A 25,562-nucleotide genomic window follows, 5' to 3' on the forward strand; every position below is an offset into this window, starting at 1 on the left:
ATGCAGGTTACAGAGTTACCAATAAATTCTCTAATAAATTCCTATAGACCAAAGGCGATCGCTAATCCAACTCTCAGTACTTTGATTGCTGAGCTAGGAGTTGAATGTCAGAGGGCGATCGCGCTGATGCATCAATTGCAATTACCAAATCTGAGCGATCGCCAAAAGGTTGATGTGTTAGCCGAATTAAATGCTTCTATAATTCATTTGCAGTCTCATTGTGATGACGATCTACAGGAGTTAATTGCTGATGAGTTGGAAAATATCGCTGATTGAATTGCTCCTTCTAAAAATACGGTTTTAGCGAACTATGGCGAGAAATTGCGCGGTAATTGTCGGAATTAATGACTATGATGAGATTTCGCCTCTGAAGTATGCCAAAAGCGATGCTGAGAGGATGCGTGATTTTTTCATGCAGGATTTGGGCATTAGTCAGGACGATCTGTACTTTTTTACCGATGACTCGCCGCGCAATGCTCTGGGGCGCAAGACTCAGCCTACCTATGGCACTCTCAAGTCTTTTTTAGGCGATCGCTTTGCCGATCCCTTTCTATCCGCAGGGGATACGCTGTGGTTTTACTTTAGCGGTCATGGGATGCCCTGTGAGGGACGCGATTATCTCTTGCCTAGTGATGGCAATCCGCGAACTATGCCTGCTTTGGGGATTGCGATTAGTGATGTGACGGAACGGTTGCGGCGGAGTGGGGCGGATAATGTGGTGATGTTGATCGATGCTTGTCGCAGTGATGGCGCGAAGAATGCGGGTATGGGCATCGGTGAGGAGAAGCAGCAGGGTGTAATTACGTTCTTTTCTTGCAGTCCGTCTCAGGTTTCCTATGAGATTGATGAGATTGGGCAAGGGGCGTTTACGAATGTGTTGTTAGAAGCGTTGCGGATTCAGGGTGAGGGAAATTGCGCGACGGTGGAACGGTTTTATCAATATTTGAGGACGCATGTACCACGTCTGACGCAAAGCTATAAGAACTATGTGCAAACACCTTATGCAGTGATCGAGCCTGCAACAAAGTTACATTATATTTTGCTACCAAAATTTGCCAACAGTACGGATATTGACTCACTCAAAAAAGATGCTCTTTACGCTGAACTTCATGGAGACCTTACTTTAGCTAAGCAGCTATGGAAAAGAATAAATGTTGCATCAAGTGGAAATGATCAAGAAGTCATTGATGCGATTGAAAGATTAGCCAATAAGCAATCTGCTCCAAGACCTCAGACAAGAGAAGCAGTTAGCTCTAGTGGTAGTAAAACTCCTTCATCCCCTTCATCTTCGCCGCCTGTGGTTCCTAAAGAGTTTCAGAGAGAAGTTATTGGCAGAAAAACACCGCCAGTGCCGCCTGTCCCAGAGATCAAGAAAAATCCTGTGGAATTGGTGAGCGCGAAGGGGATTGATTATCGCGAGTTGGAGAAATTGCTGAAGGCGAAGGAATGGCGCAAGGCGGATGAACTGACGGCAAAACTGATGTGTCAGGTTGCTAATCGCGAAAAAGAGGGTTGGCTAGATACTGAGCATATTGAGGCTTTTCCTTGCGAAGATTTGCGGACAATTGATCAGTTGTGGGTGCATTACAGCAATAGCAAGTTTGGTTTTAGTATTCAGAAAAAGCTTTGGCTAGAGTGTGGCGGCGAGATTGGTAAATATGACTATGAGGTGTGGAAAAAGTTTGCTGCAAAAGTTGGTTGGTATCATCCACCAAAGTTTTTTATAGGTGATGGGGACTGGAGGACGTATACTGAGTTTATGAATGACACAAAAAATGCCCAAAACGCTCTCCCAGCAAGCCTCCCACTGTTGGAATTGTGGGGTTGGGTGGGGGTGAGTTTGTTTGTGTTGGTTGGGGGGGTGGGTAAGGTTCTCTTCTCTCGCGCAGAGACTTGTGAAGTGTAAACCATAAAGCTTTCACACCTCTATAAAGATTTGTAAACCGACAATTTTCTACAGCATAATCAGCATCCTAGCATTTCGTTACCTGTCACCATCCTCCTCAGCATCCTTACCGTTATTTTCCGAGAATTTTAAAAATTAATTCTCGTAGGGGCAGAGCATTCCCACCACAATCTATAAATTCTGCAATCATCTCAAATTGGGAATGCTCTGCCCAAAAACTCAAACATTCACCAAAAATCCCCAAACCGCAGGGATAATTTATCGGTAAATGCGAAGAGAGTAGAGCATTTGCGTACAGAGATTTCGGTGATAATTTGTAAATATTGGCGCAAATGCTCTACCCCTACAGCGATTAATTTCATGATTCTCGTAGGGGCAGAGCATTCCCATCACAATCTATAAATTCGGCAATCATCTCAAATTGGGAATGCTCTGCCCTTAACCTCTAACAATCACCGACAATCCCCAAACCGCCCAAAACCTCCAACATTTACCGACAATCCCCAAACCGCAGGGATAAATTATCGGTAAATGCGAAGAGGGTAGAGCATTTGCGTATTGAGATTTCGGTGATAATTTATAAATATTGCCGCAAATGCTCTACCCCTACATTTGCCATCTTTTCGATATTTGATGTATGTCTTACAACCCTAAAATTCATCATCGGCGTTCTATCCGTTTGCAAGGATATGACTATACAAATTCAGGAATCTATTTTGTAACCATCTGTTGCTATCAAAGAGAGCATTTATTTGGAGAAATAGATAACGGAGAGATGAAAATAAATGCGATCGGTCAAATTGTCTCTAACCTGTGGCAAAAAATCCCTCAGCACTTTCCAAATGTAGAACTGGATAGATTTATTCTGATGCCCGATCATCTACATGGAATTATCATAATTTCTGAATCAGAGGAAAATTTCTCATTAGCCAACATCATTCAAAACTTTAAATCTATTTCTTCTCGCAAAATCAACCGTATTAACAAAAGCTACGGCATATCAATTTGGCAACGCAACTATTACGAAAGGATTGTAAAGACTGAGCAGGAATTAAAAAATCTGCGTGAATACATTGAAAACAACCCAGCTAATTGGAAAGATAGCAATACCGAATAAATCAAAATAATGTTTGCATTCCCATAATTCTCGTAGGGGCAGAGCATTCCCACCACAATCTATGAATTCTGCAACCATCTCAAATTGGGAATGCTCTGCCCAAAACCTCCAACATTCACCGAAAATCCCAAATCTTCCTAAGCGATCGCCATTCACCGACAATCCCCAAACCGCAGGGATAAATCATCGATAAAAGCAAAGAGGGTAGAGCATTTGCGAAAGAAAATTGTAGTGGAGAGTTGCGAGATAGTGGCGCAAATGCTCTACCCCTACATATTTTCTTTTTTCTTTAAAATGCAAAACTTAAGAAATGAAGCTGAATCCATACTTTGAAAAAATAGTCCTCAACAAACGTTTAGAGATTAAATTAGATTGGAGCGATCTAGAATGATTGCCTGAAAAATTTTATAACTTTGTAAAAAGAAGCGCGATCGCCATCAAAGATCAAAGACAAATGACAACTCAATTTACTACTGGGGCAAAAAATTAGGGTCAGAAAATTTTTAATCCTGTTAGACTAGACAAGGCGCGAAATTGTCTAGATCAGCAAATTCATACGCCAAACTTAACTCTTGAAAGACTTTCGGATAATTACCACTATGTTTTGGGCGGATAAATTTGCAGCAGATGCAAGCGGCGATCGCATTATAGTCAACGATTCCAAAACCCCCTCTGGGCGCGTTCATGTCGGCTCATTACGCGGGGTTGTGATTCACGATGCCATTTATCGCGCCCTCAAACACGCAGGTAAACCTGTCACCTTTACCTATGGCGTTGACGATTACGATGCGCTCGACACCGTACCCCATTATTTAGATCAAGCCAAATTTGCGCCCTATCTAGGGCAGCCCCTCTGCAATGTCCCCTCACCTGACAAGGCAGCAGCTACCGATTACGCCAAATACTTCATGGGCGAATTTCTCGAAGTATTCGAGCATTTAGGTGTGCGTCCCCAAATCTATTACCTCCGCGATCTCTACCGTTCAGGCAAGATGAATCAATATATTGATTTATTCTTGAACAACGCTCATCTGGTGCGCGAAGCCTACAAAGAAGTCAGCAAAGCCGATCGCCCATCCAATTGGTATCCTTTCCAAACCATCTGCGAAAACTGCGGCAAAATTGCAACTACCGTTGTCACTGATTACCAAGATGGCAAAGTATTCTACACCTGTCAGCCTAACGCAATGGAATATGTCAAAGGTTGCGGTCATACAGGCTGGGTATCCCCCTTTGATGGTAATGGTAAACTGCCTTGGAAAGTAGAATGGGTCGCCAAATGGGAAGTCGTCGGCGTATCAATTGAACTCGCTGGCAAAGACCATTCCCAAAAAGGTGGTTCTCGTGATGTGGCTAACTCCATTTGTCGCAAGGTTCTCAAAAAGAATCCACCTACCCATGCGCCCTACGAATTCATTTTGGTGAATGGAACCAAGATGAGTTCTTCTAAAGGTGTCGGTTCCAGCGCTAAGGAAATCGCCGATTTATTACCACCCGAACTACTACGCTTCTTGATGTTGCGGACACAGCCTCGCAGCGTGATCAATTTCTCGCCGAACTACGAGACAATTACCCGTTTATTCCGTGACTATGACACCCTGATTGATAAATATCAGGCTGATACAGACAAAGACGAAAAGGCTTTAGAGGATTTAGTTCCTCTAGTCTATTCACAATTGAATACCGATGAGCAAGTTGCAGGTTATCAAGCCTTTGACTTCAGCACCTTAATTTCCTTGCTGCAAATCCCTCACCTCGACCTCGAAGCTGAAATTGCCGCCAGAAGCGCCAATCCACTCACCGATCGCGATTGGGAAGTCGTCCGCGATCGCATCCGTGTTGGCAAAAAATGGTTGCAAGACTATGCAGATGAAGAAGAGAAATTAGTTCTCTATCTAGATTCGATGCCTGAAAAAGCGGCAACCCTCACCACTGAGCAAGTAACCTATCTTGAAGCATTAGCGACCAATCTCGCTGGTGATGTTAGCTGGGAAGGTGAAGCATTACAAACGCTATTATTTAGCACTTCCAGACAAATTGAAGTTTCTCAGAAGAGTGCTTTTGCCGCAGTTTATTACACCTTCTTAAATAAGGAGCGAGGACCAAAAGCAGGAAGTTTACTTTCTTATTTAGAGAAAGATTTTGTGCTTCAACGGATTAAAGAGGCGATCGCTTTAAATCTCGCAACTAGTAGTTCATAAATGATGTTACGTGGAAAGCAGGGCATAAATTTCTTGCTGCTAGCCCAACAGGGCAACCACGGGGGGATTGCCCCTACCTAAACAATTTAAATTTTTTGTAGGGGCTGCCCCCCATGCCAGCCCTGATTTTTCAATATTGTAGGAATTCCTTCCACGTAACATCAATTCATAAATAAAAGCGGCGTATTGCGCCGCTTTTATTTATAAGAAAGCACAAAATGGCTATGTCATTTTGTGCTTTCTTATAAATAATGTTATGATAATGATTATCATTTTCTGCAATAAAACATAAAAATGTCTCAGCCAAACTCTGCAAAATTAACCTCAAAGCTATTTACCAAAAAAAGCTTGAGACTTTCTTCAGCTTTTAGTGCGGCTCTGATGGCGATCGCGGCTAGTCTTGGTTCCTGCACTGTGACTACTGATGCTAACAAACCAGTGAGCAGCCCTACCGCAACTACTCAAACTACTACATCCCCAGTCGCCAAAACTGAAGAACTGCCTCTAGTTGTGGCAACCAACTCCGTAGCCTGTGATTTGGCAAAGCAAATTGCAGGAAATACGATTAATCTCAAATGTCTAATTGAGGCAGGAACCGATCCCCATATTTATCAACCTAATCCCGAAGATCGTAAAGCGATCGACTCCGCCAAGTTAGTTCTCTATGGTGGTTATGACTTTGAGCCAAGCTTGATCAAACTAATTAAATCAAGTTCCAATACTGCCCCAAAAATAGCGGTCAATGAAGTCGCAGTACCCAGCCCTATCATGTCATCAGAAGGGCATAGTCATGGAGATGATCATGACCATCAAAAAGAAGATAAAGCCGCCACTAAGGAAGCCGATCCTCATGTTTGGAATAGTGCTCAGAATGGAATTAAGATTACTCAGTCGATCAGTAAGAGCTTGATTGCACTACGCCCTGATCAAGCAGAAACCTATACCAAAAACACTGCCAAACTTGTTAGCGAACTAGAACAGATCGATGTTTGGATCAAGGCTCAAATTGCCACAATTCCTGAAAGCTCACGGAAACTGATCACTACCCATGATGCTCTAGGCTACTATGCTCAAGCCTATGGTATTCCTGTTGAAGGTGCTTTAAATGGACTCAGTACTGACGAGCAGCCCACCCCAACTAGAGTCAAAGAACTGGTGAATGTGATCAAATCCAGTCAAGTACCCACTATTTTTGCCGAAGTTTCGATTAATCCTAAATTGATTACCACCGTTGCTAGAGAAGCGAATGTCAAGGTTGCAGAACGGAAACTCTATGCTGATGGTCTAGGTGCAAAAGGCAGTGAAGCTGAAACCTATGCAGGTATGTTAATTGCAAATACACGCACGATTGTTGAGGGTTTAGGCGGCAAATACACCCCCTTTCAATTAAAAACGCCTTAAAGAGCCTTGCTCTTTAGGACATAATACCAAAACACAAAATGGCGTAGCCATTTTGCGTTTTTAAAACCCTTACTGGGTTTGGGTACCAATTCACAAAAGTGTTGCCACACTTTCGTGAATTGGTACGAGAAAGGCGGCGCTTCGCGCCGCCTTTCTCGTTTGGGTTTTGATATTGACGAACTTATCAAATTAAAGTTATAGTAGTGAGTTCGGAATTCCAAAACTGTAAAGCCATGCCCCTACCGATTGTTGCCGTTGTCGGTCGCCCCAATGTGGGCAAATCCACTCTCGTAAACCGCCTGTCGGGTGAACAATACGCGATCGTCTATGATGAACCGGGCGTAACCCGCGATCGCGTCTATCGTGATTGTTTCTGGGGCGCACATGAATTTCAAGTCGTAGATACAGGCGGCTTAGTATTCGACGATGAGACGGAATTTTTACCAATGATTCGCGAACAGGCGGAAATAGCGATTCGTGAATCGGCGGCGGTGATTTTTGTGGTCGATGGTATGGCAGGGATCACCGATGCTGATGAACAATTGGGCGGCTGGTTACGACGACAAAATATTCCAGTACTACTAGCGGTTAACAAATGTGAAGGTTCTAAATATGGACTTTCATTAGCAGCAGAATTTTGGAATTTGGGCTTAGGCGAACCGATTCCTATGTCGGGCATTCATGGCAATGGTACAGGTGAACTGCTAGATGAGTTGATTAAGCATTTACCACCACCAGAAGAAGTCATTAAAGAAAGCGATGAGATTAAAGTCGCAATTATTGGTCGCCCCAACGTTGGTAAATCCAGCTTATTGAACGCTTTCATCGGCGAAAATCGTAGTATTGTCAGTCCCATTTCTGGCACAACTCGTGATGCGATCGATATGTCGGTTGAGCGCGATGGCAAAAAATACCGTCTGATCGATACTGCGGGTGTGCGTCGTAAAAAGAATATTGATTACGGCATTGAGTTTTTTAGCATTAACCGTGCGTTTAAGGCGATCGGACGCTCCGATGTAGTTTTACTAGTAATTGATGCCTTAGATGGTGTTACCGATCAAGATCAAAAATTGGCAGGTCGGATCAATGATGAGGGTAAAGCTTGCGTAATTGTGGTGAACAAATGGGATGCGATCGAAAAAGATTCCTACACCATTTACGATTACACCGCCGAAGTTAAGAGCCGTCTAATGTTTGTGGAATATGCACCGATTATTTTCGTGAGTGCACTTACAGGTCAGCGCGTGACTCAGATTCTCGATCGCATCGACATCGCCGCCGAGCAACACAAACGTCGCGTTCCTACTGCTATCTTAAACGAAGCACTTAACGAAGCAGTCACATGGCACGCGCCCCCAACCAGTCGCGGCGGTAAACAAGGTAAGGTTTATTACTGCACCCAAATTTCCGATAGTCCACCAACGATCATCCTATTTGTTAACGACCCCCATCGTTTCAATGACAACTACAAGCGTTACATCGAAAATCAATTCCGCAAAACCCTCGGCTTTGAAGGTACGCCCCTAAGATTTATCTGGCGCGGCAAGAAAGATCGTGAAGTCGAAAAGTCCAAGAATTCAGCATTAAGGTAAACAAAAGGGACGCTTCGCGTCCCTTTTGTTTTCTTACGCACTATGACGGTTGCGATGATGGCGTTGCTAAGATTGAATAAAGTCAGTAGCATGGAGCACTCATGGAAGAGCGATCGCAAGCGCTGCTGAGCCTATCTAAAGCCAAACTATCAAGACGAATTGCCTTTTGGATTTTTGTCAGTATTGTCGTCATTGAGGCAATTATTCTGGTTCCGTCTTATTTTCGACGTGAACAAGAATTGATCAATCAGGTAGAAGAAGTCTCGGCTATACAAGCGAGATTTTTTTTGCAAACCTCTAAATCGATGAAAGCAGAGTCAGGATTTATAGATTTAGCAAAATCGATCAAGCGGGACACCAATATCGCAGGATGGGCGGTAGAAGATGCCAAAGGTCAGCGCCTTGATCAAAAGGGTGAAATCCCGACACTCACCGCCGCAGATGTACGCGATAAACCAATCGCACGGATTCGTAGTGCCGATGGCAATCGTTATGATGTTGCATGGAATGGCAACCAGTTTGGTAGTGGTTATGTACTAATAATTCGTCATAATGTCGAATTTATTCAGCAAGAGTTAGTTACTTTCGTATGGCGAATTATTGGGTTAGTTGCCATTATTTCCCTATTTGTAACCGCTAGTACCTTAGTGATTTTGGGGGCGATCGTCATTTTGCCAATTTTGAAATTGCGCGAAGATCTGGAACTTGTTGCTGATTCAATTAGTCAAGAGCAGGCAGATCTGCAATTTCACTCAATGTTGACTTTGCGAAATGATGAACTTGGGGATGTCATGACAGCTTTTAATCAGATGTATACAAGGATTATTAAAGAAATATCTGAGCGTAAACGTGCTGAAACAATTATTCAACAAGAAAAAGATACCTCTGAGCATTTATTACTAAATATTTTGCCCTGCGCGATCGCTGATCGACTAAAACAAGGGGAAAAAATAATTGCCGATGGCTTTAGTGAAGCTACGGTTTTATTTGCGGATATTGTTAGTTTTACAGAATTATCTGCACAAGTGCAGCCAGTCAAACTGGTTTGTTTGCTTAATGAAATTTTCTCTGAATTTGATGAATTGGCAGAAAAGTATGGGCTAGAAAAAATCAAAACTATTGGTGATGCCTATATGGTAGCTGGAGGACTGCCTAAATTTCGCGCAGATCATGCCGAGGCGATCGCTGATATGGCTTTAGATATGCAAAAAGTAATCGGTCGCTTTGCTAGCGATCTAGGCGAACCATTCAAAATTCGGATTGGGATCAATACGGGACCAGTTGTCGCAGGGGTAATCGGGATTAAGAAATTTATTTATGATTTGTGGGGGGATGCGGTTAATGTTGCTAGCAGAATGGAGTCTCATGGATTGGCGGATCACATCCAAGTCTCTGACTCCACCTATGTAATTTTGAAAAACAAATATAATTTTGCTGATCGTGGCAAGATTATGATTAAAGGTAAGGGAGAAATGCAAACTTACTTTTTAATTAACAAGATAATTAACTAAAAACTTGATTTTTAATCGCTCAGCCTTAATCAAAGAAATGAGTCGCGCTCTCTCACCAACAACTATGACAGCCATAGAAGAAACTAAATTTGAAGCTTATACTTTAGGAGCCGCAACTTTTGATTTAAGTGGGCTTCCCAAGGAATACTACACTCTAGTAGATGGTAGTAAAAGCATCATTTGGGTACAGCCAATTTTCCAAGCACTGGGGCTAAAGTCATTGTTAGTGGCTTCTTTACCTGTAGAGAACTTTAGCTATGCTGTAATTTATGGCAAGGAATATACAGCCGTAGTAATCAAGCAACAAGGCAATTATTTAGCTTTACTAATCGATCCCCACGTTGAACTACTTGATGATCAGTTTTTACAGTGGGCTTATTGTTTTGATGCGACTTCTCTTAAAAATAATCCTAAGTTTCAAGTAATTTAAACTTTTGAGAGTTGATATTAGAGCATGATTGAGAAAAGATAAGGCTATTGTCCGAGGATGACTGAGAAAAACTATGAATTCTACCTACAAAGCATTTTGGTTAGAAGATGGCGATCTGGTGGTGATTGACCAGACACAACTTCCCTTTTGTTTGGTGACTAAGACTTTAAAAACTAGTACCGATGCAACCCTCGCAATTCAGGATATGACTGTGCGTGGTGCAGGCGTAATTGGTAATGTGGCAGCTTTCGGCGTGTACTTAGCGGCTCGCGAAAGTAATGGTGATTTAGAAAAGATCAAAGCTCTCTCAGCCGTGATTCGTCGCGCCCGTCCAACGGCTGTAAACTTGATGTGGGCTGTCGATCGCATGATTGCAGTATTAGAAAAATCAGCAAAACAAAAGCAAGACTTAGTAGAACTTGCACTCAAAGAAGCGATCGCCATTGCCGATGAAGATGTGGTTGGTACAAGAAATATTGGTAAATTTGGCTGTGAACTGATTGAGGCGATCGCCAAGACTAAGCCCAAGGGCGAACCTGTGAATATCTTGACCCATTGCAACGCAGGATGGTTAGCGATCGTTGATCGCGGCAGTGCCTTAGCACCAATTTATGAAGCCAGCGATCGGGGAATTAATATTCATGTGTGGGTTGATGAAACTCGTCCACGCAATCAAGGCGCTAATCTAACCGCATGGGAACTCGGACAATCCAAGATTCCCCATACGCTGATTGCGGACAATACAGGGGGATTGTTAATGCAGTATGGCAAGGTCGATCTTTGCATTGTCGGAACCGATCGCACTACCCGTAGCGGCGATGTAGCTAATAAAATTGGTACATATCTCAAGGCTCTAGCTGCCTTTGATAATCATGTTCCCTTTTATGTAGCTTTACCAAGTTCCACATTTGATATGCAAATATCGGATGGGGTCAAAGAGATTGCGATCGAGACTCGTAGTGCTGACGAAGTTCTTTATATGCAAGGCTTACAGGAGAATGGCGATATTGGCAAAGTGAGAGTCGCTCCATTGGAAACTTCAGCCTTAAACTATGGATTCGATATTACGCCTGCAAGATTGGTAACTGGCTTGATTACTGAGCGGGGTATTTGTGAAGCTGCGGAAACAGCGATCGCGGGGATGTTTCTTGATCTGATTCCCTAAGATAGAGACGGCTGAGCCGTCTCTATCTTAGATTTTATTGCTTTACAAGTTTTACAGGTTGGTCATCAGCTTGTAAGGTCTTGCCATCGGTTAATAATGTATAGGACTGCGTAGGAGGAAGGGGGCTTGCTTTTTTGCCATTAACAGTTTCTACTTGTGACACTACTTTTCCATTTTTGATGGATACTTTGCCTGTTGTTTTAATTGTTTCCTTTTTACCATTTGTAGAAGTAGCATTAACAAATGCTTCAAATGCACCATTGGGCTTGATAATCCATTGTCCTGAAATTGATGCTAAACCCTGTTTTTTTGCCTCAACCAAGAATTGAGGTGTAAAGACAGTCTTATAAGTTCCCGCAATTTTAACAACCTTGCTATCAGACTGCTTTAGCTTTGTAGAAACAGTTGCATTTTCAGAAGCATAAACCGATTGCCAAGGTTGAAATGTCTCTAAACTCGCGATCACTGAGAGCGTCATGGTCAATGTGGCGATCGCTCCTAATATGCCCAAGTTCCTGTAAGGCTGATGCTGATTGTGATCCTTGCTGTATGACATGAGAACCTCACAAAAACTGTTTGTAGGATAAGTATCTGGGCATAATTAAAAGCCAGAGCCAGAACCTGTAGCGCACACGCAGCCTGTACCACAGGTTTTGAGTTCTATATTTAATTGCACCTAGCTACTTAGAATAGATGATTTCAATCTGTATTTATCCTAATCTTTGGAAATCTTCAATTTCGATAACTTCGCCGATCGCTGCCATTGTAAATACATCATCTCGGACTTTAGCTGTAACCTTTACTTTTAATCCTTCTTGCAAAATCGCTTCAGGTGCTGGTTGCCAAATCTCATACTGCTCATCAGTGTCAGTTGCGATCGCCCAAGTTCCTGTACCAATATCGATATATTCTACGGTTCCGATAATCTGGATATTCATATATTCTCTGTAGTAATTTCCCAAAGCCAAAACCTAAAGTGGGTGGCTTTGCCACCCACTTTAGGTTTATATGCTAGAAGTTTCTGATTTAATCGATAGATAGGCAAACCCAAAACAAAGTAACGAGTTAACACTGAGAAATGCGATCGCAGGTATCCCATCACCAATCCACATCATCTGTGGCGCAAGTACTGCACTAGTTGCTAAGCAAGCAGAAGTACCAATCGCTGAACCGATCGCAAACCACTTCCATTGGGGATGTCCGAGCAGAATCAGCAATAAGCCTAGGGGCAGTAATACACTTGCAGTAATCGGATTAAGTGCATTGGTATTAGAGAAAGCATTCCCTAATTCAGGTAAAGAACTTCCCGCTACACGGAAAGGAAGTTGAGTAATGTCAAATAAATAGAAGCCACGTAAAAAGAATAAACCTGCGCCACCAAAGAAGACTCCATTGGAAAATGACCAATTCCAACGGAAAGGGAACCAGCGATTAAGTAGCCACGCCAATAGATAGGAGCCAATCACCATAATTAGTTTAGGAATTAGAGCGATCGCTCCACCATCAATCCAAAAACGTGGACTCAAGTATCCATTGTCTCGCGCCCATCTTAAGAAATCAGGAATTCCTAATTGCCCTTGAGAAGCGATATTTACGGCGGATGCCGCATTCAAATGCCCTGCTCCGTAATAGTTCAAAGTATCGTCAGTGACTTTACGTGAAGACTGTTTGAGAACTTGCAAAACCTTTTCAGGATCTTTCACGCCTGATGCTTCGATCAAAGCCACGACACCAGACACATGAGGGGCTGCCATGCTGGTTCCTTGGAAAGAACTAAATACAGATTGCTTGGTTCTGGGATCAATCGTATTTTGCAAAATACCGCCAGAATTATCTCCCTTTTCGCCGTTTTTACCCCTTGCGATCGCGCCTCCAGGAGCCGCAACATCAATACCCGCACCATAGTTAGAATAGGGTGCTTTTTCGCCAGTAGAACCTGTGGCGGATACCGCAATTACCTTAGGATAGCGGGCTGGGTAAAAAGCAGCATTACGATTGGAATTGCCTGCTGCCGCAACGATCACCACACCTTTTTTGTAGGCATAGTCGATCGCTTCCTGCATCAGCTTGCTTTCGCCACCACCACCAAGACTCATATTGATCACATTTGCGCCATTGTCTGCGGCAAAGATAATCGCTTCAGCAATATCCGAAATTGTGCCACCTCCTGACGCTGACAAAACTTTGAGGGGCATGATGCTAGCTTCGTAGGCAATGCCAGCTACACCAAAATTATTATTTGTCGATTGGGCGATCGTTCCCGCAACATGGGTTCCATGTCCATTATCATCGCTGGCATCTTCGCGATCGTTTACAAAGTCATAACCCTTGACAAAATTAGTATTTTTGAGATCATCGACTTTGCTCACACCCGTATCGATGACAGCAACTGTGATACCTTTGCCCTTGGTCTTTTGCCAAGCTTTTTCTATTTCGATCGCTTTTAAGTTCCATTGCTCCTTGTACATCGGATCATTGGGAGTTGTGCCACCACCAATAAAGTCCATCGAATAGACATAATTAGCTTCGACATATTCAGTCAAGTTGCGAAGTTCTTCTGACTGTTTGAGCTTGTCGAGGACTTGAGCATCTCCTTTAACGATGTAAAGACGGCTAGACTTAGAGAAGGGACTATTGAATTTTGGCTCAATTCCGTATTTTGAGGAGATCGCCTTCAGTTCACGATCAACTTGTTCCGATGACAAGTCATTACGAAAGTTCAGCACCATTGAGTCATATTTGCCTTGGACTGCTAAACCTTGATAGGTCGAGAGCGCCCAAAATAAGCCTGCAAAAAACAAGCATGTGAGCAGAAATTTTTTCATAATCCTAAGCCATTAATCTCCAGTCCTCGATAGCTTTTTAGATATATAAGACAGGCGACACTTTGCGTCACCTGTCTTATATATTTTATTTTAACTATTCCCTTTTTGCTTCCGACAGCGATCGCTACAATATTTAACTTCGTCCCAGCACCTTTCCCATTTTTTACGCCATGTAAAGGGCTTGCCGCAAACTATACAGTCTTTGCTAGGTAAAAAAGATTTATTGCCTTTATGAGCCATATTTCTATGAATTTTGACTTTGAATTAGGGTAACTTTCTGTTCAGCTTTTTCTAGATATTCACGGCAATATTGCGATCTCTTCATCCCTTCTTCATAGAGAGACAACATTTCATCTAGAGCAACTTCCCCATCATCGAGAATTTCCACTATTTCTTCAAGACGCTGCATCTGTTCTTCAAAGCTTAGCTCTGGTAGTTTCTTTGGCGATTTATTTAGGTTGGTCATACACTTTATCAGTTACTTTTTATCAGATACTTGTTCAATCTTGGCTTGGGCAATTTCCGATCGCCGCACAATTTCCACTGTATCAAATTCAGCAAGTGAATCATCATTGCTAAGCAAGCGATCACCTGATCGCAACAAAGCAAAACCACGCTGTAATGGTGATAGGGGATGTAGCGATCGCAAATGAGCCGTGATGCTTTCAAGTTTATTAGTGGATTGACGCAAATGACGAACAAGAGCCTTTTGCATAGTTTGCTCAGCTTCGTCTAATTGTTGAGCGCGATCATGCAAGCGATCGCCAAAATTTTGAAACGCATAACTATTGATGAGTGCATTCAGTCGTTGATCATAATTCTGCATTTCTAATTGAACAACACGATTTAGGCGATTCTCCCAAGCGGTGAGCTGTTGCCATAGGGTTTCGCGATCGCATTGAGTCACTAGTTCCGCTGCTGCCGTTGGTGTGGCTGCGCGTAAATCCGCAACAAAATCAGCGATCGTAAAGTCAGTTTCATGCCCAACCGCAGAAATAACAGGAATCCGCGAATGATAAATTGCCTCGGCAACTTGCCCTGTATTAAAAGCCCAAAGATCCTCAATCGAGCCACCACCACGCCCAACAATCAACACATCAGCATCGGTATTTTGCAAAGCGACGATCGCTGATGCGATCTCCTCAGGAGCCGTCTCACCTTGGACGGTTGCTGGGCATAAATAAATTTCACAATGGGGCGATCGCCGCTTTAGCGTACTGAGAATATCTTGAATCACAGCGCCTGTCGGTGACGTGACCACCCCAATTTTCAAAGGAAAAGCAGGAATCTCTCGTTTACGTTCTGGATCAAAATATCCGCGTTCCGCTAGATTTTCCTTCATCGCCGCAAAGGCTAGATATAAATCACCTTGTCCTGCGGCAGTCATGCGATCGCAATCGATCTGATATTTACCACGGGTTGCATAAACCGTTATGCGACCTTGGACAACAACTTGCATTCCACTTTTAGGACGAAAAGCTAGGGTACGGCTAGCCCACATCACACAATCGATCTGAGCTGACTCATCTTTGATCGTAAAATATCGATGTCCAGAGGCTGCGGTTGTGAAACCAGAAATTTCCCCCGTCACGCGCACAATCCCTATTTCTTCACGCAACAAAAGCGTAATTGCTTGCGTCAAATTTGATACAGTCATCGCTTCTTTAGACATCATAAATCCTGCTGCAATCCGCCCTATGAATACTTTTTTCCACACTCTGACCTATTCTATGCTGCTACTCTCAGTCTTGCCATTGGCAGTTCAAGCGCAGACGACTGATCAACAGGGTAATTACTACAGCAATGAAGCACCTGTAAAATCTGCTTACTCTCGTGTAGCAGGTTCATTGTGGCGGGTTATTGCAGCTAACGGGCTAAATTGTCGGCGATCGGCTAGTTTAAAAAGTCCTATCGTCCGCACTTATTTGACAAATGCTGTTTTAGAAGTAGAAATCTATCGTGGCGGCTCTGATGAAGTATTGGTTAATCCTTTAGATGAAAATGGTAGACCTTGGATGCCCGTAAGAGGCAGAAATATAGAAGATGTATGTTATGTAAGGGCTAATAGACTCTATATTCAGCCAGTAGTTAAATAGGAGTGGCGGCGCTTCGCGCTGCCACTCCTATTTAATACCAATTCACTGAAGTGAGCCAACACTTCAGTGAATTAAAAAACAAACCCAGTAGGGTTTTAAGATTCCAAAAATGGCGTTGCCATTTTTGGAATTGGTATAATATATTTGCTCTAAATTTACAGTGACATACCGTAGTATCATAGAATGCAGTTAAGAAAAATATCTTTAAATAAGAATTACGGTCTGTTGTGGAACTTTCTTTAAAGAGTGAATATGCAATTTTGGCTATGCTTGAGCTAGCTAATCATTTTGCGATCGATCAGCCTCTCCAGATTCGTCAGATTGCGAACCAACAAAATATTCCTGATCGCTATTTAGAGCAGTTGCTTGCAACTTTAAAGCGTCAAGGCTTGGTTAAGAGTCAGCGTGGAGCTAAAGGTGGCTATATCCTTGCTAGAGAACCTTGGGAGATTAGCTTACTAGAGATTATTCGAGGTATCGAAGGATATGACCCGATCGCTGAAAAAAGTAGTAAGTCAGGTAACGACAGCGCATCTCTTTCCGTAATCCATGAAGTATGGGAAACTGCTCAAAAGGCGGCTTCTAATGTATTAGACGGCTGTACGCTCAAGGATTTATGTGATCGGCAACGTCAGCGTCAAATTGCGACAACCATGTATTACATCTAAATAGTAAGGGCGGCGCTTCGCGCCGCTTAAACCCAGATTTTTGATACAAGCCCCGCAAAGAGGGGCTTGTATCAAAAATCTGGATTTGATTTACTGATGTCACGTGGAACCCTCACCCCCCCACCCCCCTCTCCCATTAAGGGAGAGGGGGAGAAAGACTAATTTCTTGTTCCCCTCTCCCCTTTTGGGAAAGGGGCTAGGGGTGAGGGTCTTGTATGCTTCCACGTAACATCAGTGATTTATTCTGATTGTGTATACAAACTTTGTAAGGTAGGAATAAACGATGGATAAGAAATAGCAGCAGACTCGGCACGATTTATAGAGGTTTTACCTTTAGCTACTAAAGCCGCGATCGCCAGACTCATCGCGACTCGATGATCGTTATAGCTGTCAACTTCAGCACCTACCAAAGATTTACCACCGACAATCGACATACCATCTGGAAGTTCCGTAACATTTGCACCCATTTTTGTCATTTCTTTAACCATAGCAACAATGCGATCGCTCTCCTTGACACGCAGTTCAGCAGCATCTTCGATTGTCGTAGTTCCTTCTGCACAACTAGCTGCGATCGCTAAAATCGGAATCTCATCAATGAGTCGCGGAATTACCGCACCACCAATTCGACAAGCCTTGAGATTAGCAGAGCGCACTCTCAAATCAGCAACAGGTTCACCTGTAACTTCCCGTTGATTCTCATAGATAATATCTGCACCCATCTCAGCAAGAACTTCGAGGATACCTGTACGGGTTGGATTAATGCCGACATTCTCAATTACCAAATCAGAATTGGGAACGATGGACGCAGCTACTAACCAAAATGCTGCTGAGCTAATATCCCCAGGGACAGTCACCTCCTGACCAACCAGTTTTGCCCCTCCCTTAATGCCGACTGTATTCGTATCAATATCAAGGCTCACTTTTGCTCCGAAAGCAGCTAGCATTCTTTCACTATGATCACGAGATCTTTCTGGTTCCGTGATAATCGTTTCCCCATCAGTCATTAATCCTGCCAGCATAATACAGGACTTGACCTGTGCCGAAGCTACAGGTGACTGATAGTGAATTGCTTTGAGATTTTGTCCTGAAATCGCTAGCGGTGCTCTCGCTCCATTCTCCCGCCCCCAGATATTTGCTCCCATTTGACGTAAAGGATTGACGACACGAGACATAGGGCGCGATCGCAAGGAGTGATCACCCGTGACCGTAAAAAAGCGATCGGGGTGACTGGCAAGAATCCCTAACATCAAACGTAATGTCGTTCCCGAATTACCAGCATTTAAGACATCTAGAGGCTCCTTAAGATTTCCCAAACCGATTCCCTTCACTGTTACCAATTCCGAGTTAAGTTCAGAAATTTCCGCCCCCATCGCCGAGAAACAAGCTGCTGTACTACGCGGATCTTCGCCTAGCAGTAAACCTCGAATCGTTGTCTCACCCTCCGCTAGTGAGCCAAGCATTAACGCTCGATGCGAAATTGACTTGTCTCCAGGGATCGTGATTCTTCCTTGTAAACCTTGTGGCAATTGGCTTGCATCAATGTTGAGGAGATGATGAGTTTGAGTAGTGTCGAGGTCAATCATGTTAGAGTCAGTTAGCAATTAGTATTAGATTAAGACAAAATCACGGCAAATTTAGACTTATATCAACGTCACCACTAGCTTTTTATGAATCCCACTGAGCCAAATTCTGCTGATTTAAATGCGATCGCCACAGATATTATCCCTGACAGGGACACACCACCTCAACCGCCGCAAACACTGGGAAATTTTCTTGATCGCCTCTATGGGACGCTGTTTTTACCACAAGTGACTTTTGAACAACTCAAGGCAAATCCTAGCTTTGTCCAAGCAGCGATCGTCATAGCTTTAGTAAATATTCTAGAAACCTTCCGTCTTGACCAATTTGTAAGTTATAGAATCATCTGGTCAGTGATTAGCGGAATTATTGGTTGGTTATTTTTCACTTTTCTACTCAAACAGTTGGCGAATGTTTTTCAAAAAAATGTCGAGATGGATAAATTGCTTACCCTCACAGGTTTTGCTAGTTTACCTTGGCTATTTATGGCTCCTGCATTGAGTTTACCGCCACGATTACGTTTCCTCGCAGCAATTTCAGTGATGATCTGGTTTATCATCTGGCAAATATGGAGTGCGTCAGTAGCATTAGAAATTAAAATCTGGAAAACTTTAGCGATCGTACCCCTAGCAATATTTGGCGGTATCGTTACCCTAATTTGGTTAGGCAATACTTTAAAGTTGATACTAAGTATTAGTCTGTAGCAAGCAATCTTCAGCCAGCTAAAAAATAATGAATTGCTTTTTGATGGTGCGGCAAAGCCACACCACCAAAAAGCTTAAAAATCCAAAAGAGTAATGGCAGCGCAAAGCGCTACCATTACTCTTTTGGATTTTAAGTCCTAAACAAAACTTGTATTGCTATATGTTCAGATCTCTGAATGTTTATATGCAAGTACAAATAATTTGTGCATTTATAGCTGCCGTCATTTTTGTTAGGACATAAAAACCAAATAGTGTGAGGCGGCGCTTCGCGCCACCTCACACTATTTGGTTTTTGATTTGTCCTGATACAGGTGACTATAGCTATACTTAAGCCCTCGCCTTTCTTCCAAATCATTGGGAAGATTGCTATATTTAGATATACACTTCTAGCTTTATCTCAAGCAAAATTAAAAGTCAAAACCTTTACTGTGATTGTTTTTTGTTTTGCAGATGAATGCGTACTCATTTGCAAAACGCCATTAAAGTTTGTTAAACGGGGATTAACGAAAAACATCTAATTGAAAAACCTTAATTGGGAGAATCATATCCCAAACTAAAACCTACATGATTCCTGCTCAAGAACCACCAAATGAACTGGAAAGAGTTGCTGCTCTACATCAGTGCAATATCCTAGACACTGAGTCAGAGCAAGGCTTTGACGATATCACCCGATTGGCTGCTCATATTTGTCAAACCCCGATCGCCTTAGTAAGTTTAGTAGACAAAGATCGGCAATGGTTTAAATCCAAGGTTGGGATGGAGGGAACAGAAACACCAAGAAGAGTCTCTTTTTGCGCTCATGCAATTCTTCAAGATGGGATTTTTATAGTTACTGACACTCTCAATGATGAGAGATTTGCGGATAATCCCTTAGTTACCCATACTCCAAATATTCGCTTTTATGCAGGCGTTCCCCTTAAAACTGTGGAAGGCTATACCCTAGGAAGCTTATGTGTACTTGATTATCAACCTAGAGAACTCACACAAGAGCAACTTGCTGCACTTAAGTCACTAGGTAATCAGACTGCATACATTATTGAAACTCGTCGTAGCTTAACTGAAGTCAATCGCTTAGCTATCCCCATAAAAAATAAAGATTCCCAAGAAAAAGGAAACTTTCTTAAAAAAATTGCCTTTTGGATGAGCCTAGCCGCAACAATGGTCATTAGTATGGGCGTAATTTCCTTTGTCAATTTGCGTAGCGTAAGAGATATCAACAGCGCAATTCTACAACAACGCGAAACTTTAGAAAAAATTAATCAACCGCTTAATCGTTTACGCGAGTTAAAGGTTGCAATGATGAATTATCTACTATCTAATACTCCAGAGAGTTTGGACAAATATGAGGTTTTAACTTTGCAGTTGGAGCAAGATTTACAATTTCTCCAGAAGCTATCCTTAGATAATAGTAGTCATCTGTATGACCAACAAAAGAGCGATCGCTATAAAAATACGCTGCTTCTGCTAGTTCAACACATTAACAAAGAAATGAGTGACTCTCGCCAAATTTTGTTGCTCTATCAAACTGCTGGCATCAGCGCGACCCAGAAAAAAATAAAGGATCTAAATAATCAAAACTATCTAGATCTTGCCGAAGTTCAGTTAGGAGAGCTGATCACACTAGAAACAAGCAACTTAACGCAGTGGTTACAGAAACGTCAAGATTCTTTAGTTAAGGCTGTAGATCTTTCTTTAATTACACTCTTATCTACTCTAATTGTATTAGCATTATTATTTTATTTTGTAAGACATGAAGTAACCGTCCGTCGCAAGTTAGCTAATAGCCTAAAACAAGAGCGGGATTTTACAGTTGCTGTATTGGATACGGCTGCAACATTGGTGATTGTATTAGATCCAGAAGGTAAAATCATCCGATTTAATCGAGAATGTGAACGGGTGACTGGTTATTATTATGAAGAAGTACATAATCAGAACTTTTGGAAGATTTTTTTATTACCTGAAGATATTCCATTAGTTTGTAAAAATCTTGCTAAAGTGGTTCCTCAAAACTCATCAACCTCCTATGAGAGCTATTGGATAACTAAGCATGGGGAACGTCGTTTAATTTCATGGTCAACCACATCTCTACTAAGTTCAGATAATAAAATTGATTTTATTATTGCTACAGGATTGGATATCACTGATCGCAAACAAGTTGAGGAAGAAGTCCGTTTGCAGAATTGGCGATCATTAGTATTTTCCCAAATTACTTTACGAATTCGCCAATCACTCAATATAAATGAGATTTTAAGTACAACTGTTGACGAAGTTCGCAGATTCCTCAAAGCAGATCGAGTTCTAGCATATCGCTTTGATGGAGAATGGGAAGGTACAGTTGTGGTTGAGTCAGTCGAGCCGCCTTGGATTGCGTCATTGGGAACAGATGTTAAAGACATCTGCTTTCGGCATAGGCTCTGGGAAAAATATCGTCAAGGTCGCAGAGTCATCAATGATGATATCCCTAATTCAGATATGCCCGATTGCTATAAGAAATTGATGGCTCAATTTCAAGTGCAGGCGAACTTAGTAGTACCAATTCTCGAAAGGGAAAACTTATGGGGGCTTCTCGTAGTACATCAATGTAGTAACACAAGGCATTGGCGAAGCTTTGAGATTGACTTCTTAACAGAGCTAGGAACTCAAGTGGGGATAGCTATCTATCAAGCGACTCTATTAGAACAAGAAACATTACGTCGCGAACAATTATCACGACAAAATCTTGCCTTAGAGGAAGCACGTCATCAAGCTGAAGTCGCCACAAAGCTGAAAAGCTCTTTTCTCGCTACCATGAGTCATGAAATTCGCACACCAATGAATGCAGTGCTGGGGATGACAGGTTTACTGGCGGATACTGAACTTTCGCCTCTACAAAAAGATTTTGTGGAAACAGTAAGAATCAGTGGCGAAAACCTGTTGACATTAATCAATGAGATTCTGGATTTTTCTAAGCTTGAAGCCAATGAAATGGAATTAGAAGAGATCAGTTTTGACCTGAACACTTGCGTTGAGGAAGTAACTGATCTGCTAGCTATGCTTGCTCAGTCCAAAGGTTTAGAACTAGCCTCACTAATTCATCAAAATGTACCGATTTATCTATGCGGAGATGTTGCACGGGTTAGGCAGGTATTAACGAATCTAGTCAGTAATGCCATTAAATTTACGTCAAAAGGGGAAGTTATCGTCAAAGTTTCACTCAAAGCAGAAACTGAATCCACCGCAACAATTGAATTTAGAGTAATTGATACAGGTATTGGTATATCGCCTACAGCCCAGAAAAAACTGTTTCAACCATTCACTCAAGTTGATGCTTCGACTAACCGTAAATATGGTGGTACTGGTTTAGGTTTAGCAATTTGTCAGCAATTAGTCGATCTTATGGGAGGTGAAATTGGCATCGATAGTGAGGAAGGAAGAGGTTCACAGTTTTGGTTTAGAATTTCCTTTGTAAAGCAAACTCCCGAAGCGATCGCTGAGCGACCACCACGTCGAGAAGTTAATCTCAAAGATATTCGAGTATTAGTAGTAGATGATAGTGAAACTAATTGCAAAATCCTCACCTATCAACTGACAGCTTGGCAGATGCGTGTCGATGCAGTGCAATCCGCATCAGATGCGATCGCTATTTTACGAGACGCAGTGGCTGAAGGCGATCGTTATCAGTTAGCAATTTTAGATATGCAGATGCCTGACCTTGATGGCGAAATGTTAGGTGCAAAGATTAAAGCTGACCCGACGCTACAAGATATCAAATTAATTATGCTGACCTCTCTAAATCAACGGGGTGGCATCAGTCGCGTTAAAGAAATGGGATTTGAGTTTTACCTTGTCAAACCAGTCAAACAATCACGCTTACTCGATATTTTGATGGAAGTAGTTTCTATAGAGACTAATCGCAAAGCTCTGCCAATTTCTCCACTCATAGGGTTAGATGATATACCTAAAAAGATTTCTAAGCTTAAAATTTTGATCGCCGAGGACAGTCCGATCAACCAAAAAGTTGCTTTACATCAGCTAAGGAGCTTTGGCTATGATGCAGATGTGGCAGGAAATGGAAAAGAAGTTCTCGATTTACTCAAGCACATCCACTATGACATTATCTTAATGGATTGCCAGATGCCAGAAATGGATGGATATGAGACAACGACAGCTATTCGGCAACTAGATTCAGCTAAAAGTAAGATTGTCATTTTGGCTATGACTGCTAATGCCATGAAAGAAGATCGCGATCGCTGCCTTGCCTATGGAATGGATGACTATCTCAGTAAACCGATTCGCAAAGAAGATCTTGCTCAAAAATTAGCTTCATGGGAGAGAAAAATTAATGCTCAGAATGTGATCGCTACTTCTGAAATTTCAGAAGTGGCAATAACTGCTGAGCAAGATATTCATACTATTCTCCCAAAGCAATATCTCAATAGTTCTGAGTCATTACCATTAATTGACTGGACATATATTGACGATATTGCTGATGGTAGTGAAGAATTTAAAACTGAACTTCTCGAAACTTTTGTCGAGTCTACATCTAAGAGTTTAGGGCAACTCGAAGCTGCGATCGCGGCAAATGACTATCAGGCAATTTCAAGGGTGGCGCATTTTATCAAAGGTTCAGCTAGCAACTTAGGTATTATTTCAATTGGGGTGATCGCTAGTGATTTAGAGCTAATTGGTCACAATCAAAAAGAAGCAAACATGATGGAGATACTTAAAAAAATGCAATCTCTTTTAACACAAATTCAACATTTTCTTTAAATGCTCCATATCTACGACAGCAGTAAAAGGTTTGCTTAAGACATAAACCCCAAAATAAAAGTAGCGGCGCTCTGCGCTGTTACTTTTATTTTGGGGTTTGAGTGGCGTAGCCATTTTGTATTTTTAAAACCAAATAAAGGCGGCGCTTTGCGCCGCCTCACACTATTTGGTTTTTATGTCCTAACAGGCATGGCGACAGCTATAGTAACGCTTTCTTTACTATTAACATATACATAAACAAAAGGGACTCGCTTAGCGAGTCCCTTTTGTTTATGCTGATTCAGGTTTAGGCATTGAGGCAGGATGCTGCAAAATCTCCGCCGTCGATAGTTTTTCCACCATGTCACGGGTAATTAGACATTTGGTGACATCCTTACGAGAAGGCAACTCATACATCATGTCCAGCATCAACTGCTCAACGATACCGCGTAAAGCTCTCGCCCCTGTTTTACGGCGATAGGCTTCCTTAGCGATCGCCTGAACTGCATCAGACTGAAACTCAAGCTGGACATTATCCATTTTCAAGAGTTTTTGGTACTGCTTAATCAACGCACTCCGAGGCTCAGTCAGAATTGCCATCAACGCTTTTTCATCAAGCGGATCAAGAACAGCCGTCACAGGCACACGACCGATAAATTCAGGAATCATCCCAAACTTGACTAGATCATCGGGCTGTAGGTTTTTCAAAATCTCCGCAGTACGTTTTTCGCGGGGAATCGACTCACCCTGCTGCACAAACCCCATCGACTTCTTGCCAATGCGCTGCTCGATTAGCTTCTCCATACCACCAAAAGCACCACCGCAAATAAACAAGATATTTTTGGTGTCAATCTGAATGCAGTCTTGGTAAGGATGCTTGCGTCCACCTTGAGGCGGTACGTTGGCGATCGTACCTTCGAGCATTTTTAGTAAGGCTTGTTGAACACCTTCACCCGAAACATCACGGGTAATCGAAGTATTTTCACCCTTACGCGCAATTTTATCGATTTCATCAATATAAATAATGCCGCGCTGAGCCTCTTCAACATCAAGGTCAGCAACCTGTAAGAGCCTCAGTAAAATATTCTCTACATCTTCACCGACATAGCCCGCCTCAGTAAGTGTCGTAGCATCAGCAACCGCAAAAGGCACATCTAGCATTTCCGCTAGAGTCTGCGCTAACAGAGTCTTCCCACAACCTGTGGGACCAATCAGCAAAATGTTCGATTTCTGAAGTTCAACCCCATCTTCAACCTGACCTTTGCCAGCCGACTCAATGAAACTTAGGCGCTTGTAGTGGTTATAGACGGCGACAGACAAAACTTTTTTGGCTTCGTCTTGACCAACTACATTTTCATCAAGATAACGCTTAATGTCGCGGGGCTTAGGGATCTGACTGAGATTAAGATTTGCCGCAGTTTTAGTTTTCCGCTTTTCATTAGCAGGATCTTTACGCTGGGTAGATTGAGGCGGAGCACTGTTAAACAACTCCTCATCGAGAATTTCGTTGCATAAATCCACGCACTCATCACAAATGTATACCCCTGGTCCTGCAATGAGTTTGCGTACCTGCTCCTGTGACTTACCACAGAAGGAACATTTAAGATGAGAGTCATATTTACTGGGCATAAGCTATCTCG

Annotated in this window: 23 protein-coding genes; 14 read left to right on the forward strand and 9 right to left on the reverse strand. The window is 42.4% G+C overall.

What is annotated here, in order from left to right; translation table 11 throughout:
- Nucleotides 1–276, forward strand: coding sequence for a hypothetical protein (locus ABM313_RS13370; protein ID WP_434683697.1), 276 nt, complete (start codon nucleotides 1–3; stop codon nucleotides 274–276).
- A 34-nt stretch (nucleotides 277–310) separates the two neighbouring features.
- Entirely contained in the window at nucleotides 311–1,906 is a 1,596-nt protein-coding gene (locus ABM313_RS13375) for a GUN4 domain-containing protein (RefSeq protein WP_434683698.1), read from the forward strand.
- Nucleotides 1,907–2,133: 227 nt separating this feature from the next.
- On the opposite strand, the gene ABM313_RS13380 is transcribed toward ABM313_RS13375, so the two are convergent.
- Nucleotides 2,134–2,268 (reverse strand): hypothetical protein, encoded by a 135-nt coding sequence (locus ABM313_RS13380; protein WP_434683699.1) that lies wholly within the window; start codon nucleotides 2,266–2,268, stop codon nucleotides 2,134–2,136.
- A gap of 275 nt (nucleotides 2,269–2,543) precedes the next feature.
- Here ABM313_RS13380 and ABM313_RS13385 point away from each other — a divergent pair, with 275 nt between their 5' ends.
- From ABM313_RS13385 to mtnA, 8 genes are all read left to right on the forward strand, one after another.
- Nucleotides 2,544–3,023: a transposase gene (locus ABM313_RS13385; protein WP_434683700.1), complete on the forward strand. Its 480-nt coding sequence runs from the start codon at nucleotides 2,544–2,546 to the stop codon at nucleotides 3,021–3,023.
- A gap of 61 nt (nucleotides 3,024–3,084) precedes the next feature.
- A complete protein-coding gene (locus ABM313_RS13390; protein WP_434683701.1) occupies nucleotides 3,085–3,216 on the forward strand; it encodes a hypothetical protein in 132 nt (43 codons plus the stop codon).
- Between the two features lie 406 nt (nucleotides 3,217–3,622).
- A complete protein-coding gene (gene lysS, locus ABM313_RS13395) occupies nucleotides 3,623–5,224 on the forward strand; it encodes a lysine--tRNA ligase (protein WP_434683702.1) in 1,602 nt (533 codons plus the stop codon).
- A 294-nt stretch (nucleotides 5,225–5,518) separates the two neighbouring features.
- Nucleotides 5,519–6,625: a metal ABC transporter solute-binding protein, Zn/Mn family gene (locus tag ABM313_RS13400; RefSeq protein ID WP_434683703.1), complete on the forward strand. Its 1,107-nt coding sequence runs from the start codon at nucleotides 5,519–5,521 to the stop codon at nucleotides 6,623–6,625.
- A 233-nt stretch (nucleotides 6,626–6,858) separates the two neighbouring features.
- Complete coding sequence (gene der, locus ABM313_RS13405) at nucleotides 6,859–8,217, forward strand: ribosome biogenesis GTPase Der (protein ID WP_434683704.1); 1,359 nt, start codon at nucleotides 6,859–6,861, stop codon at nucleotides 8,215–8,217.
- A 101-nt stretch (nucleotides 8,218–8,318) separates the two neighbouring features.
- Nucleotides 8,319–9,728, forward strand: coding sequence for an adenylate/guanylate cyclase domain-containing protein (locus tag ABM313_RS13410; RefSeq protein ID WP_434683705.1), 1,410 nt, complete (start codon nucleotides 8,319–8,321; stop codon nucleotides 9,726–9,728).
- 37 nt (nucleotides 9,729–9,765) lie between these two features.
- Complete coding sequence (locus ABM313_RS13415; RefSeq protein WP_434683706.1) at nucleotides 9,766–10,158, forward strand: hypothetical protein; 393 nt, start codon at nucleotides 9,766–9,768, stop codon at nucleotides 10,156–10,158.
- Between the two features lie 73 nt (nucleotides 10,159–10,231).
- Nucleotides 10,232–11,323, forward strand: coding sequence for an S-methyl-5-thioribose-1-phosphate isomerase (mtnA, locus tag ABM313_RS13420; protein ID WP_434683707.1), 1,092 nt, complete (start codon nucleotides 10,232–10,234; stop codon nucleotides 11,321–11,323).
- 34 nt (nucleotides 11,324–11,357) lie between these two features.
- On the opposite strand, the gene ABM313_RS13425 is transcribed toward mtnA, so the two are convergent.
- From ABM313_RS13425 to xseA, 6 genes are all read right to left on the reverse strand, one after another.
- A complete protein-coding gene (locus ABM313_RS13425) occupies nucleotides 11,358–11,879 on the reverse strand; it encodes a hypothetical protein (protein WP_434683708.1) in 522 nt (173 codons plus the stop codon).
- 154 nt (nucleotides 11,880–12,033) lie between these two features.
- Nucleotides 12,034–12,261, reverse strand: coding sequence for a hypothetical protein (locus ABM313_RS13430; protein ID WP_434683709.1), 228 nt, complete (start codon nucleotides 12,259–12,261; stop codon nucleotides 12,034–12,036).
- Nucleotides 12,262–12,327: 66 nt separating this feature from the next.
- Nucleotides 12,328–14,148: a S8 family peptidase gene (locus tag ABM313_RS13435; protein ID WP_434683710.1), complete on the reverse strand. Its 1,821-nt coding sequence runs from the start codon at nucleotides 14,146–14,148 to the stop codon at nucleotides 12,328–12,330.
- A 90-nt stretch (nucleotides 14,149–14,238) separates the two neighbouring features.
- Entirely contained in the window at nucleotides 14,239–14,388 is a 150-nt protein-coding gene (locus ABM313_RS13440) for a DUF2256 domain-containing protein (protein ID WP_434683711.1), read from the reverse strand.
- Between the two features lie 4 nt (nucleotides 14,389–14,392).
- Complete coding sequence (gene xseB / locus ABM313_RS13445) at nucleotides 14,393–14,614, reverse strand: exodeoxyribonuclease VII small subunit (RefSeq protein ID WP_434683712.1); 222 nt, start codon at nucleotides 14,612–14,614, stop codon at nucleotides 14,393–14,395.
- A 12-nt stretch (nucleotides 14,615–14,626) separates the two neighbouring features.
- Complete coding sequence (gene xseA / locus ABM313_RS13450) at nucleotides 14,627–15,823, reverse strand: exodeoxyribonuclease VII large subunit (RefSeq protein ID WP_434683713.1); 1,197 nt, start codon at nucleotides 15,821–15,823, stop codon at nucleotides 14,627–14,629.
- A 22-nt stretch (nucleotides 15,824–15,845) separates the two neighbouring features.
- Between xseA and ABM313_RS13455 the strand changes: the two genes are divergently transcribed.
- Together ABM313_RS13455 and ABM313_RS13460 are read left to right on the forward strand one after the other, a co-directional pair.
- Nucleotides 15,846–16,244 (forward strand): hypothetical protein, encoded by a 399-nt coding sequence (locus tag ABM313_RS13455; protein ID WP_434683714.1) that lies wholly within the window; start codon nucleotides 15,846–15,848, stop codon nucleotides 16,242–16,244.
- Nucleotides 16,245–16,471: 227 nt separating this feature from the next.
- Nucleotides 16,472–16,912, forward strand: coding sequence for an RrF2 family transcriptional regulator (locus tag ABM313_RS13460; protein ID WP_434683715.1), 441 nt, complete (start codon nucleotides 16,472–16,474; stop codon nucleotides 16,910–16,912).
- A gap of 239 nt (nucleotides 16,913–17,151) precedes the next feature.
- On the opposite strand, the gene aroA is transcribed toward ABM313_RS13460, so the two are convergent.
- Nucleotides 17,152–18,495 (reverse strand): 3-phosphoshikimate 1-carboxyvinyltransferase, encoded by a 1,344-nt coding sequence (gene aroA, locus ABM313_RS13465; RefSeq protein ID WP_434683716.1) that lies wholly within the window; start codon nucleotides 18,493–18,495, stop codon nucleotides 17,152–17,154.
- An 84-nt stretch (nucleotides 18,496–18,579) separates the two neighbouring features.
- On the opposite strand from aroA, the gene ABM313_RS13470 reads away from it, so the two are divergent.
- Both ABM313_RS13470 and ABM313_RS13475 read left to right on the forward strand, forming a co-directional pair.
- Nucleotides 18,580–19,194, forward strand: a complete 615-nt coding sequence (locus tag ABM313_RS13470; protein ID WP_434683717.1) for a Yip1 family protein — start codon at nucleotides 18,580–18,582, stop codon at nucleotides 19,192–19,194.
- Between the two features lie 564 nt (nucleotides 19,195–19,758).
- Nucleotides 19,759–23,943, forward strand: coding sequence for a response regulator (locus ABM313_RS13475; RefSeq protein WP_434683718.1), 4,185 nt, complete (start codon nucleotides 19,759–19,761; stop codon nucleotides 23,941–23,943).
- 270 nt (nucleotides 23,944–24,213) lie between these two features.
- Here the strand turns inward: ABM313_RS13475 and clpX are convergent, their stop codons facing one another.
- Nucleotides 24,214–25,551: an ATP-dependent protease ATP-binding subunit ClpX gene (gene clpX, locus ABM313_RS13480; protein WP_434683719.1), complete on the reverse strand. Its 1,338-nt coding sequence runs from the start codon at nucleotides 25,549–25,551 to the stop codon at nucleotides 24,214–24,216.
- Between the last annotated feature and the right edge of the window lie 11 nt (nucleotides 25,552–25,562).

The organism is Pseudanabaena minima str. Chao 2107, assembly GCF_051131155.1.
Lineage (GTDB): Bacteria > Cyanobacteriota > Cyanobacteriia > Pseudanabaenales > Pseudanabaenaceae > Pseudanabaena > Pseudanabaena minima.